We start from the raw sequence: 16,893 nt of genomic DNA on the forward strand, positions 1-16,893 counted from the left end.
TGTTTAATTATTTAAGATTTTATTTAATTTTTTAAAATTCATGACTGCCTTTTCTGGCTTATTCCAAATGGCTCCAAGTGCGGCGGCACCGTCAAAATTCATTTTTCTTATTGTGGTCAGGTTGCTTTCGTTTATTCCGCCAAGTGCAATCACTTTAGGCGGAATGTTAGCTTTGGCTAACATAAAATCATCTTGCAGCTGACCCTGATAACCTGGCTTAGAAAGACTATTAAAAACCGGACTGAAAAAGACATATTCAAATGTTTTCATTAAAGGTATTTCAGCAAGTTGATGCACTGATGTACTTCTGATATGATCATTTTGCTGTAGATCATTCCAATTCTCAGCAGCTGCACAGGCCCGAAGCTTTTCGGGATAATGAAAACGTTTGATATTGAAATGATCTCTAAGCATATGGTGTTGATGAATAGCGATATTAGGATGGTATTCCTGATCAATGTCTTGAAGTAGTTGGATGCATTGGCTGATATTCCACTTCGGCTTTCTCAAATGAAAACGGGTTAATCCAGCTTTAAAAAGCTGGTTAATGGTCACGGCTTCATTAGCGATAACATCAGGGGCAGAGATCACCATCAAATCCATTACAAGTAAATTTCACTGCCTTTTTGTGTAAATTCTTTTGATTTTTCGGCCATGCCTTTGGTTAAAGCATCTGCTTCTTCCATGCCATTTTCCTTGGCATATTCCCTAACATCCTGGGTGATTTTCATCGAACAGAAATTAGGTCCGCACATGGAGCAGAAGTGTGCTATCTTAGCGCCATCAGCCGGCAGGGTTTCATCATGAAATTCTTTCGCCGTATCCGGATCGAGCGACAGGTTGAACTGGTCTTCCCATCTGAATTCAAAACGGGCTTTGCTCAGTGCATTATCCCGGTATTGGGCACCAGGATGACCTTTGGCCAAATCAGCGGCATGGGCTGCAATTTTATAAGTAATTACCCCATCTTTCACATCTTTTTTATTCGGTAAACCGAGGTGTTCTTTTGGCGTTACATAACATAACATGGCCGTACCGAACCAACCAATCATGGCAGCACCAATGGCAGAAGTAATGTGGTCATAGCCAGGTGCAATATCTGTGGTTAAGGGACCCAATGTATAAAATGGTGCTTCAGCACAATGCTGAAGTTGTTTTTCCATGTTCTCTTTAATCAGGTGCATGGGTACGTGTCCAGGACCTTCGATAATGGTTTGCACATCATGCTTCCAGGCAATTTTAGTCAGTTCACCTAAGGTTTCCAATTCGCCGAATTGTGCCGCATCATTTGCATCGGCAATACAGCCCGGCCGTAAACCATCGCCTAAAGAAAACGAAACATCATAGGCTTTCATGATTTCACAAATCTCTTCGAAATGGGTATACAAGAAATTTTCCTTATGATGCGCCAGGCACCATTTTGCCATGATGGATCCACCACGAGATACGATACCTGTAATTCTTTTGGCGGTTAGGGGTACGTAACGTAATAAAACACCGGCATGTATGGTAAAGTAATCCACACCTTGTTCGGCCTGTTCAATCAAGGTATCTTTGAACAATTCCCAGGTTAAGTCTTCTGCCTTCCCGTTCACTTTTTCAAGGGCCTGATAGATCGGTACAGTTCCGATCGGAACAGGGGAGTTGCGGATAATCCATTCGCGGGTTTCGTGGATATTTTTTCCGGTAGAAAGATCCATAATGGTATCTGCACCCCATCTGCAGGCCCAAACTGCTTTTTCTACTTCTTCTTCAATGCTGGAGGTCACCGCTGAATTACCAATATTGGCGTTAATCTTCACCAGGAAATTCCTGCCGATAATCATGGGTTCTATTTCCGGGTGATTGATGTTACTTGGAATTACTGCCCGTCCGGCAGCCACTTCCTGCCGTACAAATTCTGGTGTAATTAAACCTTTTGGTGTATTGGCACCAAAACTATGTCCCTGATGCTGATGATTCATCACATCATGCTGCGCCTTAAGTTGTTCTTTTAAAAGATCAATCCGCTGATTTTCACGAATGGCAATATACTCCATTTCAGGCGTAATGATTCCCTGTTTGGCATAATGCATTTGCGTAACATTCCGGCCTGCCTTTGCCCGGAAAGGTTTGGAAGTATGGTTAAACCTGAGGTGATCAAGGCTTTGGTCATTTAGCCTTTGTTGTCCGTACTGAGAAGAGATATGATCCAATTGTGCTACATCTCCACGGTTGGTGATCCACTTCTCACGTAATCTTGGCAAACCTTTTTTTACATCAATGGTTGCATTTACATCAGTATAAGGGCCACTGGTATCGTAAATGGTTACCGGTGCATTGGGCTCAGTTTCTCCGAAACGGCCATGCAGTTTGGTATCGCTTAAAGTGATTTCCCTCATCGCCACCTGGATATCGTGCAATTCGCCCTGTACAAAAACTTTTTTTGAGGCTGCAAAGGGTGTGGTTGTTAAAACCTGATCTTTTGGAATTTTTTCGTGTTTCATTTTTTGAGGTTTATGTTTAGCCACCTGGTGTAGCTTTGATAATGATGACATGATCGCCGGGACAGAGAAGATGGTTTTCCCAGTTGGTTTTAGGAATAATGGTCTGATTCACCGCCACAGCAATGCCAGTAGCCGGTTTATTTAAGACTATGGTTATTAAATCCTGCATGCTGCAAGCTTCGGCAACCTGATAATGTTGTTGATTTACGGTGATTTCCATTCTATATCTAAAAAAATCAACTTTTAGGAATGGCCCCGTATGGAGGAAAGAAAAAACAACATCATATGCATGAGTTGTCATCACTTTTCCCTTCGGCAGTACTAACTGCATCAGGTTCAAAGGGTATTATCTCAGTCCGCAAAGGACACCCCTAAAGTTGCGGTAAACTTATAGAAAAGTTTCTAGAATAGCCAAATTATTCCCTAAAGAAAAATAAACAGGCCATTTAAATTAACCCTAAACTACATTGGTATTCGTACTTAAAATAGCTCTTTCACCTTCCTGGGTGTAACTTTTCAGACCAATAAAAGTATTTGTATAGGGTATTGATTTTTAAGAAATTTTTATTAATATCGTAGCTTGCGGTGATGATATTGTGAAAGAATCTCGGCCTTTAAAGAAAAATACATATGAAATCTGAAAGAGAAAAGATGCTTGCAGGTGAGCATTACAACATCAATGATCCTGAATTGGTTGAAATCAGATATCAGGTAAGGGAGCTTGTAGATTTATTTAACAATACCAGTCCGAGAGATACCAAAACGAAAGAAAACCTGCAGCGAAAAATATTTGCACAGGTTGGAGATAACGTTCATATTGAAAAAGCAGTCAGAATTGATTACGGATGCCATACCAAAATTGGGAGCAATGTGTTCATCAATTTCAATTTTGTGCTATTGGACTGTTGCCCTGTAACCATCGGGAATAATGTTTTCATTGCCCCAAATGTTCAGATTTATACGGCAAGCCATCCCATTAATCCGGCAGACCGAAATCAACACATTGGTTTTGCAAAACCGGTTACCATAGGCAATGATGTTTGGATAGGAGGAGATTGCATATTGCTTCCTGGTGTAACCATTGGTGATGGTTGTTCCATTGGCGCAGGAAGTGTGGTAACTAAGAGTATCCCACCAAATTCTTTGGCAGTTGGTTCACCTTGCAAAGTGGTGAAGGAGTTGAGTTTTGATCATTAGGTGAGCGGTTAATGAGGATGAATTTAGTTTCCATTCATTCAATATCATTACTGAGTAGCGTCTGATTATCATGATATTCGAATTGAATTTAAACACGTTCAATTTTGCAGATGTAACAACATGCGGCTGCATTTCTCGCATGTAGGTAGTCGATTTCCAGATGTTGATCGAAGATTTCACCAATTAAATGATCAACATCTGCATCATCCACTAATTTTGTAAAAATCATTTGTTGATCTTTTGAATAGCCAATTAACGATAATGGAAAATTTTCTTTATCGGCCTTAATTTCTGGTGGAAATTGATGAATATTATCATAGGACTCAACATTTGTTTTGTGTATAAATATAGGTCCGGGTTGATTAAACACATTATCAATGGTAAATGGGCTATGGGTAAATAATAACCGGATATCTGTGTCAACAGCGAAAGGTTTTAAGGAAACGCGGCAAGGCCCGAAACCAGTAGCGAGCTGCTCAATCACTTCGTGACCAAAATTATCATTTAAGGTTTGTTTAATTTTATTTGCATAGGCCACAGAGAGGGGAACAATTTTAAATTTCATCATATTTATCATTTTAAATGCAAATAAATCAAGTTTTGAGTAGCCAAACAATCCGAAACTTGCTGACTTATTAAAATCATACCTTTATCATTTCCATTAATTTTAGGCGTATTTGGTCCAATTTTAATATTGATTTTCCTGATCTGATCAACTCAAAAAACTTCACTATTATTTGTAAATAATAATTTAATTTCTGTAAATTCACCTTCAATTAACACTCTCAAAACATGAAAAAAGTAAGATTACTTTCTCTGCTGCTTGCAGTAGGGATTGGATTGACCTATATCAGTATAGGTTCATGGGGCTGCAAAGGTCGGCCTTCCTTCTCCGGTAAAGACAGTACGAACACTTCAGTAACTGATTCCGGTCAAACAACATTAAGTCCTAATTTGCCTTATGATGTCACGATCGCACCAACAGACACGGTTCTGCAAACTCAGATCAGAGCAGATTTTGACCTTTTCTCCTGGGAATCATTTATCGCACTGAACTGGTCGCCGGATAGCACTGAAATAATTGGGGCAAATGGAGACAATGCCACGGTGTGGGAAACCTGGAAAGAAAATGCAGAGGTTTTTCTTCCCGATGGCAGCAAGCCCGCACCTTGGAATGCTACCTTGCAGCAGAAAAACAAAGTACTGGTACAAGTGGGCAAAACACCAACGGTATTGCTTACAGATGTCACTCAGCCCTTCTTAACCGGTCCGCTGATCGATCAGAACGGACAATATACCCGTTTTGAAATCGTGATGAATGAGAAGATGTTTGATTACATCGATAATAACGTGTTGTACAACTATCAGGGACAGCAAAAGTTTACTGATACCATTGCCTTTCCATCCGGTAATAATGAAAAGAAAGCACATGGTGCGATTATGGTTAAAGCCTCATGGAAAATTATGGGTAAAGGAGATGATACCACCCGTTTCCATAAAACAAGGGCTACTATCCATGTTAATGCGATTCCAAAACAAGGTGTAAAGGATACCACTTATACAGCATTGGTCGGGTTGGTCGGACTTCACATTGGTACCAAAAGCCAGAATAACCCACAATGGATTTGGTCTACCTTTGAGCAGGTAGATAATGCACCAACTTTTAATGCAGTGAAAGATGTACATTATAACTTCTACAATGCAGCAGCAGGCAATAACAATATGAACAATGCGCCAGCACATCCCTGGAATCCAAGTATCCCGGGGCAAACCCCAAGCCAGATTGTACGATTAACGCCCATATTCGAAGGTACTCAGGCATTAAACGATGCTTTTCACAAAAAACTCATTGCTGTTAATCCGAAAACCGTTTGGCAGTATTATGAGCTGGTGGGTACCCAATGGCCTGTTCATGCCAAGCAATCTGCTACAGGAGATCCTTTTCCGGTATATATGGCCAATTCAACACTTGAATCTTATATTCAGGGCGTAGTAAGAGAAGGGAAAATATCATATGTTCCGGGTGTAACTTCAAGTTGTATCGGTTGCCATAACGGCGCTACTTCGTGGTCTGGCCGTACATCAGATTTTACTTATCTGCTCAGAACGGCCTCCGCCTATAAACAGGCTGCCGGAAACAAAAAGAAATAACGCTCAAATTATAACGCTCATGAATTTAGAACAATTTGCGGCACTTTCTCAGGTGCTGACAGGCTATGGACAAGAAGCCATATTGCCAAAATTAGATACACAACATCAGGCTGCTGAATACCTTGCAACTTTATACACCCCCGGATTGGTGCCCGTAGCTACTTTACAGTTGCTTACCGATACCTGGAATACGATTTCAGCTATGCCGCAACCTACTTATGAAATGCAGGTAAAAGAGCAGATCATGGGAAATACAGAACTTGCACCTGTTGCCAAAAACATCATTTACATGTGGTTTTTGGGGATATGGTATGATTTAACTGTTCCACCCGGAACTTCACCAAATAAGGATTTCGTTGTTTCTGCACAGGCCTATCAGAATAGTTTAGTATGGGACACCATGGGCGCACATCCAATGGGTTACAGTGAGGGTGTTTTTGGCTATTGGAATACGCCACCCGTAATTCCGCCACTCCATCCTCCAATTCAATAAATCCATCTATTTACTTTAAACGAAATTTGAAATGAGCAATACAGCTAAACAATATGATGTCATCATTGTAGGCGGTGGCTGGGCAGGAAGTGCCATGGCATACCGATTGGGCGAAGCCGGAAAAAAAGTACTGATCCTGGAAGGAGGAATACCTTTGCAGAGCAATAACCGGGAAGATTTTATGGAAACCTTTTTCCTGGCCATGGCTAAAACACCCGAAGCACCCTATGTACAAAATTATAACTCACCGAGGCCATCCGTACTAGATATCAAACAAATTACTCATCCGCCAGCACCATCTGTAGATTGTACTCATGTAACAGAATCAATAGATACGGATGGGTATTTTATTCAGAAAGGTCCAATGCCTTTTGGAAGTACCTATGAGCGTTTGGCTGGCGGAACTTCCTGGCATTGGCTGGGTACCTGCCTGCGCCTGGTACCCAACGATTTTAAAATGTATACTGAATATGGAGTAGGGGTAGACTGGCCCATTACCTATGACGATCTTTCGGATTATTATGACCAGGCAGAATTGGAAATTGGTGTTTCGGCAGATGTGGAGGAGCAGACGGTACATGGCATAACTTTTAGTGAAGATTATGTGTATCCCATGAAACGAATCCCACCATCTGTTCTTGATCAGATACTGACAACAGAATTAAAAGATGTAGTTATAGATGGAAATGCATTAACCGTTACGGGTACACCAGCGGGTAGAAATGGCGAATCCAATATCATGAAGGATGGCACCATCTATAACAATGGTCGCCGTCTTTGCCAGGGCAATACCAATTGTACGCCAATATGCCCGATACAAGCCAAATACGATGCAACAATCACTTTGAGTAAAGCGTTGGAAACAGGCAATGTGGATATTATGTATCAAACCGTAGCCAGCAATATTCAGATTGATGCCACTACTAAGGAAGTTACCGGCATTGATTATATTCAATATGAAACCCGAACAGGTCCGGCAACCGGAAAAGGTACCGTAACCGGAACAAAATATGTGATTGCAGCGCATGCCATTGAGGCTGCAAAGTTATTGCTCATGTCTAACAAACAAATTAGTACAGGTATCGCTAATTCTAGTGGTCAGGTGGGTAAAAATTTAATGGATCATCCGGTAAAACTAAGCTGGGGCAGTATGCCAAAGCCTGTTTATCCTTTTAGAGGACCATTGTCTACCTCAGGTATTGAAACTACACGTGATGGTTCATTTCGTTCTGAGCGGGCGGCCTACCGGATTGAGATCGGGAATGAAGGCTGGAACTGGCCAACCGGGGCGCCATATACACAGGTACAGAATTATGTAGGTAAGATGGGACTGATGGGAACTGCGCTGCGGCAACAGATCATTACTGATTTTACCAAACAGTTTAGACTTGGTTTTTTGGTGGAGCAGATGCCTTCTGAAGAAAATTATATCATTCCTTCTCCAACCTGTTCAGATAATTTAGGATTGCCACGTCCGGAGATACACTATAACCTGGATGAATATACCCGTGCAGGTTTCAAAGCTGCGGCAGAGGCAACTGGTATTATTTTCGAGGCTCTTGACGCTACTGAAGACAATTCTACGCCTTTAGGGACGGGGGGATTTTTTCAGTATGATGGTGAAAATTACTATTCAGAAGGTGCCGGACACGTCATGGGTACACATCGCATGGGGAACGATCCGGCAACTTCCGTTACTGACGCTGACCTGAAATGTTGGGATCATGATAACCTTTATTTAGTAGGCTGTGGTTCTTTTCCAACAACGGCCACAGCGAATCCAACTTTAACCATGATGGCGCTGGCTTTTAAATCTGCAGATGCTTTACTTAAAAGTTTAGCTTAATGGATAACTTGTCTATTGTTGAGTATAGCTTAAACTGGCCTGGTGGAATGATGGGGTCTACACATGAATTGGTGATTAGTGAAGAATTTATTTTTGTGAGTGGACAAAACATGCACCGGATAGCCAAGTTTAATCATCAGGGTGAGCTGCTTCAGTATTATATGATGCCGGAAGGGAGCGGACCGCATGGTCTGCTCATTGATAAAAAAGGAAAGTTATGGGTTTCGCTTGAATTTATTGGCTTTGTGGTGCAATTGGATGAAAATGGTCAAATCGTTCAAGAAGTAGATGTTAAGTTGCATGCTTCAGGCGCAACACCCATTAATACCGCTCCCCACGGTATTGGGCTTGATGCCGATGGATCTACCATTTGGTTTACAGGCAAACGGACCAGTACGATTGGTAAGATCGATGTTAACAAACAGGTTACCCATTTTCAATTGGATACACTTGCTGCATTGCCAATTTTCCTATCTGCCGGACCTGATGGAGGAATATGGGGAACAGAATTATTTGGGAATAGTATCTTAAATATATCCGCCGCCGGACTTTTTCGTGAATTTAAAATTCCAACTTCAAACAGCAGGCCAATAGCCATTATTCCTGATCCTTTAGCACCTTACATGTGGTTTACAGAAGAAGCAGGACAAAAAATAGGAAAAATTGATATGGATGGAAACATTATAGAATATCCTGTTCCGGTATTACAAAAGAACGATATTCTTGCTTCATTAACTTTTGATCTGGAGGGAAATCTATGGGTGCAGGTTTATGTTGATCTGAACAATCCTTTTCCAGCCGGAAACGATTACCTGATTCGTTTTGATAAATCCATCAGGACATTACCTGATGCGGATCTCTCCGGGATTTCTTTTAATACCTTTAAAATTCCAGGTAAAATGACGATGATGCATCGAATCAGAACTGATGCAGCAGGTAATATCTGGTTTACAGAAATGATGACCGACAAATTGGGTAAGTTATCTTTCAGCGCACCGTTGCTTTCACATTAATTAAAATAAAACTTATTATTGATTAATCAGGGCTTCTGTTCTGATTAATCTGTTTGTTATTGTATACAGTTAAGATTAGATTTGTATAATAAATAATTGCCGTTTACTCATTTTTGTGTGTTAAGTGGTATGACTATGCAACATCTGACTTCGTAAGCGGCTTAGCGTTTCAATTCGCATTCCTAGATAAGAAGCCAAATACTTGGAAGGAATTCTGTAGTATAAATCCGGACAGGTATCAATCATGCGATTTAGCCGCTTAATGGCACTGTTCAGCCGGATTAAATAATTTCTTTCCTCGGCTTCATGGTAGTGTAACCATAATAATTTTCTGCAAATGGTAGTCATTTCCGGAAATTCAGATAGCAAGGTTCTAACCAGCGCATTCGTAATGACGATGACTTTACAATCTTCCAGGGTCTCTACAAACTGTGACTTGTTATTGATGATCTGTTTTGGGAAATGGGTAAGGCCAACAATCTGACCTTCTGTTACAATCCACATGGTCACATCTTTACCATTGTCACGGGCAAAACCACGTACAGCTCCGGATAAGATGTAATACATATTCGGGTACAAATCCAGCGGACTAATTAAATGCTTTCGTTTCTTAAAAGCCATTATCTTCGTTCCTGAAGTTATCTGAGCGGCCATGCTTTTGGGCACCTTACCATGTTGCTCTAAATATTTGATAAGTTGTTCTACTTCTTCTACAGGATTTGCGTTCATATATGACGTTACAACATTGACTATTGCAGAAATGATGCCGTTTTAATGCCTGATATTTTTAGCACCAACTTTCTGGCTGAAGGCAAAGGTAATATTACGCAGCAGAATTAAAAACAATACAGTGTAATGACTTATTTATTTTATACAATTACCATTTTATCACATTTTTTCAGATCTGTTAGGATCGCTAATAACTGATCATAAGTTATAAAAGATGAAAACTAATTCTCTGTTTCATTTTTTAAATGGCTTTCTCATTTATTTCAATAATTTAATGGTAACCAAATCAGGGTGATTCCGATAAAAATACTGTAATATTTCTATAAAAACCGGATGTGCTTCTTCAATTCTTGAAAATAAAGTCATTGATGATTGCAATTTCAAGTCATCAGGTGAACCCAGGATGGCGTAGGCACTCTTATTGGTGTGTTTTAAAAGGACTTTAGAAATTTCTATTAAACGCTGACCTAAAATGGGATGTTTCAAATAGGCTTCAGCTTCCTTTATATCTTTTATACCGTAATACCGAGCCATCTCGCTTCTCCCTAAACCTGAAAGCTGAGGAAAGATATACCACATCCAATGTGTGGTTTTTCTTCCGTTTGAAATTTCATTTAGTGCCAGGGCATAGTTGCTTTTCTGGGCTTCGAGAAATCGGTCTAAGTGAGCTTCTTCCATATCAAATATAGTAACCTTCCCTAGCTGCTATTGGTTTTCAGAAACAATTAAACATAATTACTGATTTATAAAGCAAAAAAAAATGGGCAATTCATCGCCCATTCTATTTAAATCTTAGCAATCCGGATTTTTAAAATTATCCTTCATTGATGTTCCTGTGAAGATATTCTTCCACATTAACTAAATCATTATCTACCTGTTCCTTAGCAGTCATAGAGTTATAGTGAAGAGAATCCTCATCAAACTGGCTAAGTAAAGTGATCTTCAATTCTTCTTCTCCCGTATTGGATTCAACAGTCTGGCTCTGGCCAACAATCGTACAAATACCTTCAATGCCATCATGTACAAAACTATATTTTATTTCGAATGTATTTTCATCGGTCATGGGTATCTCGGCGATTTCGGTATACTCACGTTCTTCTACCGTTTCTAACCCTTGCTTTAATAATTTGATGGCCTGTTGTCTTTTATCTTCTGTCATGATTCGTATTTCTTAATTTAAAAGGATTAACATAAAACAGCATACTTAGTTTTAAAAATATGATGGTAAAGGACGTTCAAGTATTTCATTTTACTGATGAAAGCAATTCTTTTCTGATGCATTTATTTTTTAAACTTTATTAATGTGTACAAGGTTATCATGGTATGAATCTGACCGAAAATACCACCATGCTCCCGGTAACTAAAAGGAAGCTTTATTATTATCAGCAACAAGATATTGATCATCTTTTCAGTAAACTCAGTGAAACTAATAACAGCAAAGCGCGGTTATTGTATCAGCTTTCAACCGGTGGTGGAAAAACAGTTATTTTCTCAGAAATTGCGAAACGCTTTATCCAGAACTATGGCAAGAAAGTTATTGTACTGACCCATAGAACTGAACTTTGCCGGCAAACTACTGCTGCTTTAAAAGCCAGCGGTGTGATGAATAAGGTGGTAAACAGCAGTGTAAAAAAGATATCGAGAAAAGATACATTCGAATGTTATGTAGCGATGGTTGAAACGTTAAAACACCGGATAGATGATGGATTAATCAATACGGGCGACGTAGGATTGGTCATTGTAGATGAAGCACATCATAATTCCTTTCATAAACTGCTGGGCAGGTTTGAAAATGCTGCTGTTATCGGGGTAACGGCAACACCTTTTTCTGCAAACGCTGACCTGCCAATGAATAAGTTTTATAATGAATTAATAATAGGGGAGCCCATTTCATCACTGATTGATCAGGGTTTTCTGGCCAAACCTAAAATTTATGGATACGATGTAGAATTGAATACACTCCGAACCGGTATTTCAGGTGATTTTACGGTGAGCACTTCTGATGAACTTTACGGTTCACAGGTGATGCTTGATCTGTTGCTCCATGCCTATGAATCTCATTCCTTAAAGAAAAAAACATTGATTTTTAATAATGGGATATTCACTTCTAAAAGGGTGTTGGAAACCTTTACCAAAGCTGGTTATCCTATCCGGCACCTGGATAATAAAACTTCTCCTGCAGAGCGTGTAGAAATATTAAAGTGGTATAAGAAAACAAAAAGTGCCATTTTAACTTCAGTTTCCATTTTGACTACTGGTTTTGACGAGCCAAGTATTCAATCTGTGATTTTGTACAGGGCTACTACCTCCATTACACTTTATCACCAGATGATTGGCAGGGGTGCCAGAAGGCTGAATGGCAAAAAAACATTTAACATTATCGACCTGGGTAACAATAACGAACGTTTCGGGGAATGGAATGCACCGATAGACTGGAAGCATGTGTTTGAAAATCCGGATATTTACCATGAAAGCCTGCATAAATCAGCCAGCGTCATTCATCAGATTTCGCCTGATCTGCGTGCTAAATTTCCCAATTCGCTAGAGGTAGCCTTTGATGTATTGGCCGCCTATCAAACGGCAATGGAATCAGACCAGAAAGCAAAAATTGTGATCCGCGATTCTATTCGTCAGCATGCCCTGATGTGTGTAGATAATAGTAATACGATAGCGGAAGCACATCTGTTATGCAGTGAGCTGGATAAGGAAATAGATTTCAGGGTAAAACAATATGGCAAGTGTTTAGGAAAAGTAACCAAAGATTATATGAAATGGCTGGGCGAGGATTACCGTAGCCGGTTAAATAAAATGGTGTCGAAACTGATGGGCAAACGTCAGTTGTTGCGAACTGCAGTTTAAGTTTTTCAGATGATTGTTTGCTATGATAGTAAAGGCTGGCAGGTAATTACCCAACGGGCCCACGGCCTTCTTGCCGGACAGATTTGTGCCAGGTGGAAACTCGCCAATCAGCCTGCGCGGTGGGTAGATACGTTGATTGCGACTACAGAACATGATGATGTGTTTAATGAATTTGAGCAAAACCCGCTTATTGATGCAAATGGGGCACCCATTAATTTTAAAATGGCCAGCTTTGATGAGGAAGCTTCAGCGAGATTGATAGATATGTCACTCACCAAAAGCAGGTTTATCGCCTTACTGATTTCCCGTCATATAGCCTTTACCCATGGTCATGATGTTCATGCCAAAGATTTTTTGAGCGAGCTGAAGAAAAATGAAGCGAAATGGATTAAAGAAGCTGGAACGACAAAGGCTGAAATAAACCAGGCATATGAGTTGCTGGAGTTTTGCGATGCCTTCTCTCTATTAATTTGCCAGGCGCAAATTCCACCTGAAAATCGGAAAATTGAAATTAGTAATGGTCCGGATGGCACAGTGTATACTTTCTATCAGCTAAAAGAAGCACTCATAGTAGAACCCTGGCCTTTCGATGTGGATCAGTTCCAGATTAATTATGAAATCAGAAATATCGCTGAACTGAAGTTCAGGAATGATGAAGCTTTCCGTAAGGCATTAAAAACTGCAAAAGTAGATACCAGAAACCTGATGCTCTCAAAAGCAAAATAACATATTGGTTTCGGACAGTTATAATAAATAGTCAATCAGCTTTAAAGGTTCTTGACTGAATCTGAAAATAGCTGGTTATTCTGATCGTTCGATATATTCATGATCCCCTTCAGCAGATATTTCATCATCCTGGCGGTGATTGCTTTGATCTCTGCCATCAATAATTTGCTTTCTTATATTTTCAAATTTTGAATCATTCCCCAAGAGGGTAATTAAATCATTAATTTCCTCACTGCTGGCATATATTTCTAGTCTGTTCATCGTTATTAAAATTGATTATTACTCATTATTAAGTATAATACATCATATTTTTGTTCATTATTTAAACATCAGGGCTACGTCTTTGTTCGGTATACAAAATAAAAAATCTAATGATTAGAGCTAAACGCTGTATAAATTATTTTAATTCAATATGCAAGCATAAATGAGATGATTGGAAATGAGATCCGTGTGGTTAAAACTTCGGAACATGCTGAAGTGCTAAAACTTTGGGAAAATTCTGTAAGGGCAAGTCATGATTTTATAACGGAAACCGATATTGAGGATTACCGGCTGCTAATATCAAATAGTTTATGGGGTATGGAAGTTTTTTGTGTGGAAAATGCCAACCAGATGCAGGGCTTTATTGCATTGGCTGATCGTAAAGTTCAATTGTTGTTTGTCCATCCTGATGTTTTCGGGCAGGGAATAGGAAAAAAATTGATGCATTTTGCCATTCAGCACTGGCAGGCCTGGATGGTGGATGTTAATGCTCAGAATAAACGGGCTGTTATGTTCTATTTAAGCTTAGGTTTTGAAATTCATGAAAAGTTTCCGGTTGATGGCGCAGGAAAACCCTATCCGGTATGGAGTTTAAAATTACCTGAACATATGGCAAATCACAATACCTGGAAAAGCTGGAAGAAGTGGCTTTATTTTAATTTTAAATCAACTGTATAGCTGAAATGTTTCCTTAAATTGCCATCTGAAAACATTTGTTATTGATCATCAGTCAATTTAATTTATTTATGAAGATTACATTATTCGTTGCTACATTCTTTCAGTTATTAACGACAAATTCAATCCACCACATTCAGCAGCAGGATGAGGTACAGGTACCTGTCATTTTAAGAAAAAATATCCCGAAAGGTTATGAGGTGCTGGCTTTCGAAAAAGGCGATTTAAACCGCGATGCCTATGCTGACGTCATTCTGGTGCTAAAAAAGAAAGGTGAAGAGAAAACTTCTGATGTTAATGACCATCCTGAGAAAAGACCGCTGCTGATTTTACTGGGGCAGGCCGATAAATCTTATACACTCGCAGCCAGAAGTGATAACAGTGTGTATTGTGTAGATTGTGGTGGGATGATGGGCGATCCATTTACAGGAATCAGTATTAAAAATGGCTATTTTTCTGTGGAACATTATGGCGGGAGCGGTCAACGCTGGACCAGAATTGTCACTTTCAAGTATTCACCTGCTGAGAAAAATTGGTTTCTATTTAAGGATGGGGGCGACCGTTTCCATGCCACGGCTCCGGAAGAAGTAAAAACAGAAGTTAGAACAGTTAAGAATTTCGGTAAAATTCCTTTTCAAAAGTTCGATATTTATAAACATGAGGATTAACCTAACCTTTAATAAAAATTCAACCAGCTAAAGTATGCTCGGAAAAATAATGGGCTGCGCTGTATTGGTATTAGCCACACATATCACTTTTGCCCAGGATGAATTCAATGTGGAAGTGCCGAAAGATATTATAATTCTAAATAGTACGAGGGATTATAAACTGGCCCTGTCAACCGCTAAAAAGGCTTCTGCTGCTTTACATAAGAAATTAGATTTAAGAGGTTTAATGCCCAATCATAAAATAGGCTTATCTATGAGTAAAGGTGATTGTATGGAAGATGCTGGTGGCGACGAAAATGGTTATCCATGTTATCCTGCACGTGGCGATGGTGCTGCCATTAACGATGATTATATCTCTGTGGAGTATTCCAATGCATACAAAGGATTTGCAAAAGGCTTTTATATTGTTGTTGCAGCCATTACAGATGTAAAGTCAATGGATATGAAAAATAAACTGTCAGTTATAAGGAAAAAATACCCTGATGCCTATGCAAAATGTACCTATATCTGGCGGGGATGTATGCATTAGCTGCATCACGGAGTGAAAACTAACCCTTCCAATTAAATATTTTCTTTTAAAAGGTTACTCACAATGTCGATTTTAATGTGCTATTGAATTATCATAGGGGCTGAATACAGCAATATGTATGCTGGTCAATGAATATTAATTTAGCAGATTCAATAATGAAAAGCTTTTTTTTATCCATTCAATAAGTATTTCTAATGATACATAGTTAAGCAGAATTGATTTACGAATCTCAAAGGTAAATATACCCTTTCTGGAATAAATCAGATGTTGGGCATCAAAATTGTACATTATGATGCTGTTAGAATTAAATCAACGGGACGATTTATATGAATAACGTGATGAATGGATTAGAGCCATTCATCAAATAAAACAGCTATCTGGATGGATAGCGCTATGATAGAACAAACCTTGCAAAGATGCAGGGTTTGTTCGTTTTAATGATAAGCGGTCAAATTACTGATTTATACAAATACCTTAACCATTAATTTTTATGGTCGCATAAGGCTTAAATATAAGAATTGATCTGTATCTCATCCATTAACTATACCTAATTTTGAAATTGAAAGGTATTAAAAAAGAAAATTTACCTGAAAAAGTTTGTCCGGTTTGCCAGCGGTCTTTTTCCTGGCGGAAAAAATGGGAAAGAAACTGGAATACGGTGATTTATTGCAGTAAAAAATGCGGGCAGGCGAAACGCTATTTAAAGTAAAACCGAATTTTGGTTACGGTGAAGCATGGTCCGAAATAAGAAAGAAGATAAAAAGAAGTAGTTTCAGAAATCAGCGATGTCATTCGGATCCTGTGGAAGGACTTGTGACAACATATCCCTTTTGGCAAGCAGCGCATTGACCAATAAAAAAGCGCTGCATCATTTGCAGCGCTTTCTATATATGTTATAGTGATTTTAACCAGGTTACCACCTCATCACGGGTTTTACCTGTTTTTTGTTGTAATCTTCCATAAAGTTCTTCATCTTTACCCTCCTCATGTTTCAAATCATCATCTGTAAGATCACCATATGCCTGTTTGACTTTTCCTTTGAGCTCATTCCAGGCTCCTTTTAATTCTAACTTGTCCATATCAATTGAGTTTATTTTATCTCTTAAACAAGCTAATTCAGCTAATGTTTTCGATAGCATTTCAATTCATATTCCTGTTTTCTCTATTTCCTGATTTTACTTTTCAAGCTGTTTTTTTGCGCTATTTAAAAAACTAAATATTAATTTTTTAGTTAATGTATCTAATTGTCTGCGGTTTTCC

20 protein-coding genes and 1 riboswitch are annotated in these 16,893 nt (G+C 39.2%); of the genes, 11 read left to right on the forward strand and 9 right to left on the reverse strand.

What is annotated here, in order from left to right; all coding sequences use genetic code 11:
* Window positions 1-3: 3 nt before the first annotated feature.
* From OQ267_RS17955 to thiS, 3 genes are all read right to left on the reverse strand, one after another.
* Window positions 4-603 (reverse strand): thiamine phosphate synthase, encoded by a 600-nt coding sequence (locus OQ267_RS17955; protein WP_265837303.1) that lies wholly within the window; start codon window positions 601-603, stop codon window positions 4-6.
* A complete protein-coding gene (thiC, locus tag OQ267_RS17960) occupies window positions 603-2,486 on the reverse strand; it encodes a phosphomethylpyrimidine synthase ThiC (RefSeq protein ID WP_265837304.1) in 1,884 nt (627 codons plus the stop codon). The genes OQ267_RS17955 and thiC overlap by 1 nt, the downstream gene beginning before the upstream one ends.
* 16 nt (window positions 2,487-2,502) lie before the next feature.
* Window positions 2,503-2,817 carry a sulfur carrier protein ThiS gene (gene thiS, locus OQ267_RS17965; protein ID WP_265817910.1) on the reverse strand — a complete coding sequence of 105 codons (315 nt, stop codon included), beginning with the start codon at window positions 2,815-2,817 and terminating at the stop codon, window positions 2,503-2,505.
* Window positions 2,777-2,869: riboswitch (TPP riboswitch) on the reverse strand. Its footprint overlaps the gene before it by 41 nt.
* Window positions 2,870-3,116: 247 nt before the next feature.
* Between thiS and OQ267_RS17970 the strand changes: the two genes are divergently transcribed.
* Window positions 3,117-3,683: a sugar O-acetyltransferase gene (locus OQ267_RS17970; RefSeq protein ID WP_265837305.1), complete on the forward strand. Its 567-nt coding sequence runs from the start codon at window positions 3,117-3,119 to the stop codon at window positions 3,681-3,683.
* An 88-nt stretch (window positions 3,684-3,771) separates the two neighbouring features.
* Here OQ267_RS17970 and OQ267_RS17975 read toward each other — a convergent pair whose 3' ends face one another.
* On the reverse strand, window positions 3,772-4,251 hold the full coding sequence (locus OQ267_RS17975; protein ID WP_265837306.1) for a DUF1203 domain-containing protein: 480 nt from the start codon (window positions 4,249-4,251) through the stop codon (window positions 3,772-3,774).
* A gap of 224 nt (window positions 4,252-4,475) precedes the next feature.
* Here OQ267_RS17975 and OQ267_RS17980 point away from each other — a divergent pair, with 224 nt between their 5' ends.
* Genes OQ267_RS17980 through OQ267_RS17995 form a run of 4 tightly spaced genes read left to right on the forward strand, consistent with a single transcriptional unit; the run spans window position 4,476 to window position 9,186 of the window.
* A complete protein-coding gene (locus tag OQ267_RS17980; protein ID WP_265837307.1) occupies window positions 4,476-5,834 on the forward strand; it encodes a hypothetical protein in 1,359 nt (452 codons plus the stop codon).
* Window positions 5,835-5,853: 19 nt separating this feature from the next.
* Window positions 5,854-6,327, forward strand: a complete 474-nt coding sequence (locus OQ267_RS17985; protein ID WP_088301797.1) for a hypothetical protein — start codon at window positions 5,854-5,856, stop codon at window positions 6,325-6,327.
* 31 nt (window positions 6,328-6,358) lie between these two features.
* Window positions 6,359-8,173 carry a GMC family oxidoreductase gene (locus tag OQ267_RS17990; RefSeq protein WP_265837308.1) on the forward strand — a complete coding sequence of 605 codons (1,815 nt, stop codon included), beginning with the start codon at window positions 6,359-6,361 and terminating at the stop codon, window positions 8,171-8,173.
* On the forward strand, window positions 8,173-9,186 hold the full coding sequence (locus OQ267_RS17995; RefSeq protein ID WP_265837309.1) for a hypothetical protein: 1,014 nt from the start codon (window positions 8,173-8,175) through the stop codon (window positions 9,184-9,186). Before OQ267_RS17990 ends, OQ267_RS17995 begins: the two co-directional genes overlap by 1 nt.
* Window positions 9,187-9,306: 120 nt before the next feature.
* Here the strand turns inward: OQ267_RS17995 and OQ267_RS18000 are convergent, their stop codons facing one another.
* The 3 genes from OQ267_RS18000 to OQ267_RS18010 form a co-directional block, all read right to left on the reverse strand.
* Window positions 9,307-9,915, reverse strand: coding sequence for a Crp/Fnr family transcriptional regulator (locus OQ267_RS18000; RefSeq protein ID WP_265837310.1), 609 nt, complete (start codon window positions 9,913-9,915; stop codon window positions 9,307-9,309).
* Window positions 9,916-10,173: 258 nt separating this feature from the next.
* Window positions 10,174-10,593: a DUF1810 domain-containing protein gene (locus tag OQ267_RS18005; RefSeq protein WP_265837311.1), complete on the reverse strand. Its 420-nt coding sequence runs from the start codon at window positions 10,591-10,593 to the stop codon at window positions 10,174-10,176.
* Between the two features lie 136 nt (window positions 10,594-10,729).
* On the reverse strand, window positions 10,730-11,074 hold the full coding sequence (locus OQ267_RS18010) for a hypothetical protein (RefSeq protein WP_265837312.1): 345 nt from the start codon (window positions 11,072-11,074) through the stop codon (window positions 10,730-10,732).
* Between the two features lie 164 nt (window positions 11,075-11,238).
* Here OQ267_RS18010 and OQ267_RS18015 point away from each other — a divergent pair, with 164 nt between their 5' ends.
* Together OQ267_RS18015 and OQ267_RS18020 are read left to right on the forward strand one after the other, a co-directional pair.
* Complete coding sequence (locus OQ267_RS18015) at window positions 11,239-12,774, forward strand: DEAD/DEAH box helicase (protein ID WP_265837313.1); 1,536 nt, start codon at window positions 11,239-11,241, stop codon at window positions 12,772-12,774.
* A gap of 9 nt (window positions 12,775-12,783) precedes the next feature.
* Complete coding sequence (locus OQ267_RS18020) at window positions 12,784-13,500, forward strand: DUF3891 family protein (protein ID WP_265837314.1); 717 nt, start codon at window positions 12,784-12,786, stop codon at window positions 13,498-13,500.
* Between the two features lie 75 nt (window positions 13,501-13,575).
* Here OQ267_RS18020 and OQ267_RS18025 read toward each other — a convergent pair whose 3' ends face one another.
* On the reverse strand, window positions 13,576-13,761 hold the full coding sequence (locus OQ267_RS18025) for a hypothetical protein (protein ID WP_265837315.1): 186 nt from the start codon (window positions 13,759-13,761) through the stop codon (window positions 13,576-13,578).
* Between the two features lie 168 nt (window positions 13,762-13,929).
* On the opposite strand from OQ267_RS18025, the gene OQ267_RS18030 reads away from it, so the two are divergent.
* The 4 genes from OQ267_RS18030 to OQ267_RS22500 all read left to right on the forward strand — a co-directional run bounded on the left by OQ267_RS18030 (window position 13,930) and on the right by OQ267_RS22500 (window position 16,342).
* A complete protein-coding gene (locus OQ267_RS18030; protein WP_265837316.1) occupies window positions 13,930-14,439 on the forward strand; it encodes a GNAT family N-acetyltransferase in 510 nt (169 codons plus the stop codon).
* Between the two features lie 68 nt (window positions 14,440-14,507).
* A complete protein-coding gene (locus tag OQ267_RS18035; RefSeq protein WP_088301787.1) occupies window positions 14,508-15,104 on the forward strand; it encodes a hypothetical protein in 597 nt (198 codons plus the stop codon).
* Between the two features lie 34 nt (window positions 15,105-15,138).
* Window positions 15,139-15,633, forward strand: coding sequence for a hypothetical protein (locus tag OQ267_RS18040; RefSeq protein ID WP_265817922.1), 495 nt, complete (start codon window positions 15,139-15,141; stop codon window positions 15,631-15,633).
* 559 nt (window positions 15,634-16,192) lie between these two features.
* The gene (locus tag OQ267_RS22500) at window positions 16,193-16,342 is read left to right on the forward strand and encodes a DUF2256 domain-containing protein (protein WP_265837583.1); all 150 of its coding nucleotides are present in this window, start codon (window positions 16,193-16,195) and stop codon (window positions 16,340-16,342) included.
* 184 nt (window positions 16,343-16,526) lie between these two features.
* Here OQ267_RS22500 and OQ267_RS18050 read toward each other — a convergent pair whose 3' ends face one another.
* The gene (locus OQ267_RS18050; RefSeq protein ID WP_029286197.1) at window positions 16,527-16,712 is read right to left on the reverse strand and encodes a CsbD family protein; all 186 of its coding nucleotides are present in this window, start codon (window positions 16,710-16,712) and stop codon (window positions 16,527-16,529) included.
* Window positions 16,713-16,893: the final 181 nt, after the last annotated feature.

This window comes from Pedobacter sp. MR22-3 (assembly GCF_026240075.1).
In the GTDB taxonomy this organism is placed as follows: Bacteria; Bacteroidota; Bacteroidia; order Sphingobacteriales; family Sphingobacteriaceae; genus Pedobacter.

Coding starts and splice junctions, on each gene's coding strand:
- thiC (WP_265837304.1), bottom strand. CDS start 2,486: ATGAAACACGAAAAAATTCCAAAAGATCAGGTTTTAACAACCACACCC.
- OQ267_RS17990 (WP_265837308.1), top strand. CDS start 6,359: ATGAGCAATACAGCTAAACAATATGATGTCATCATTGTAGGCGGTGGC.
- OQ267_RS17985 (WP_088301797.1), top strand. CDS start 5,854: ATGAATTTAGAACAATTTGCGGCACTTTCTCAGGTGCTGACAGGCTAT.
- OQ267_RS18005 (WP_265837311.1), bottom strand. CDS start 10,593: ATGGAAGAAGCTCACTTAGACCGATTTCTCGAAGCCCAGAAAAGCAAC.
- OQ267_RS17980 (WP_265837307.1), top strand. CDS start 4,476: ATGAAAAAAGTAAGATTACTTTCTCTGCTGCTTGCAGTAGGGATTGGA.
- OQ267_RS18020 (WP_265837314.1), top strand. CDS start 12,784: ATGATTGTTTGCTATGATAGTAAAGGCTGGCAGGTAATTACCCAACGG.
- OQ267_RS18010 (WP_265837312.1), bottom strand. CDS start 11,074: ATGACAGAAGATAAAAGACAACAGGCCATCAAATTATTAAAGCAAGGG.
- OQ267_RS18040 (WP_265817922.1), top strand. CDS start 15,139: ATGCTCGGAAAAATAATGGGCTGCGCTGTATTGGTATTAGCCACACAT.
- OQ267_RS17970 (WP_265837305.1), top strand. CDS start 3,117: ATGAAATCTGAAAGAGAAAAGATGCTTGCAGGTGAGCATTACAACATC.
- OQ267_RS18015 (WP_265837313.1), top strand. CDS start 11,239: ATGAATCTGACCGAAAATACCACCATGCTCCCGGTAACTAAAAGGAAG.
- OQ267_RS18000 (WP_265837310.1), bottom strand. CDS start 9,915: ATGAACGCAAATCCTGTAGAAGAAGTAGAACAACTTATCAAATATTTA.
- OQ267_RS18035 (WP_088301787.1), top strand. CDS start 14,508: ATGAAGATTACATTATTCGTTGCTACATTCTTTCAGTTATTAACGACA.
- thiS (WP_265817910.1), bottom strand. CDS start 2,817: ATGCAGTTAGTACTGCCGAAGGGAAAAGTGATGACAACTCATGCATAT.
- OQ267_RS18030 (WP_265837316.1), top strand. CDS start 13,930: ATGATTGGAAATGAGATCCGTGTGGTTAAAACTTCGGAACATGCTGAA.
- OQ267_RS17955 (WP_265837303.1), bottom strand. CDS start 603: ATGGATTTGATGGTGATCTCTGCCCCTGATGTTATCGCTAATGAAGCC.
- OQ267_RS18050 (WP_029286197.1), bottom strand. CDS start 16,712: ATGGACAAGTTAGAATTAAAAGGAGCCTGGAATGAGCTCAAAGGAAAA.
- OQ267_RS17995 (WP_265837309.1), top strand. CDS start 8,173: ATGGATAACTTGTCTATTGTTGAGTATAGCTTAAACTGGCCTGGTGGA.
- OQ267_RS18025 (WP_265837315.1), bottom strand. CDS start 13,761: ATGAACAGACTAGAAATATATGCCAGCAGTGAGGAAATTAATGATTTA.
- OQ267_RS17975 (WP_265837306.1), bottom strand. CDS start 4,251: ATGATGAAATTTAAAATTGTTCCCCTCTCTGTGGCCTATGCAAATAAA.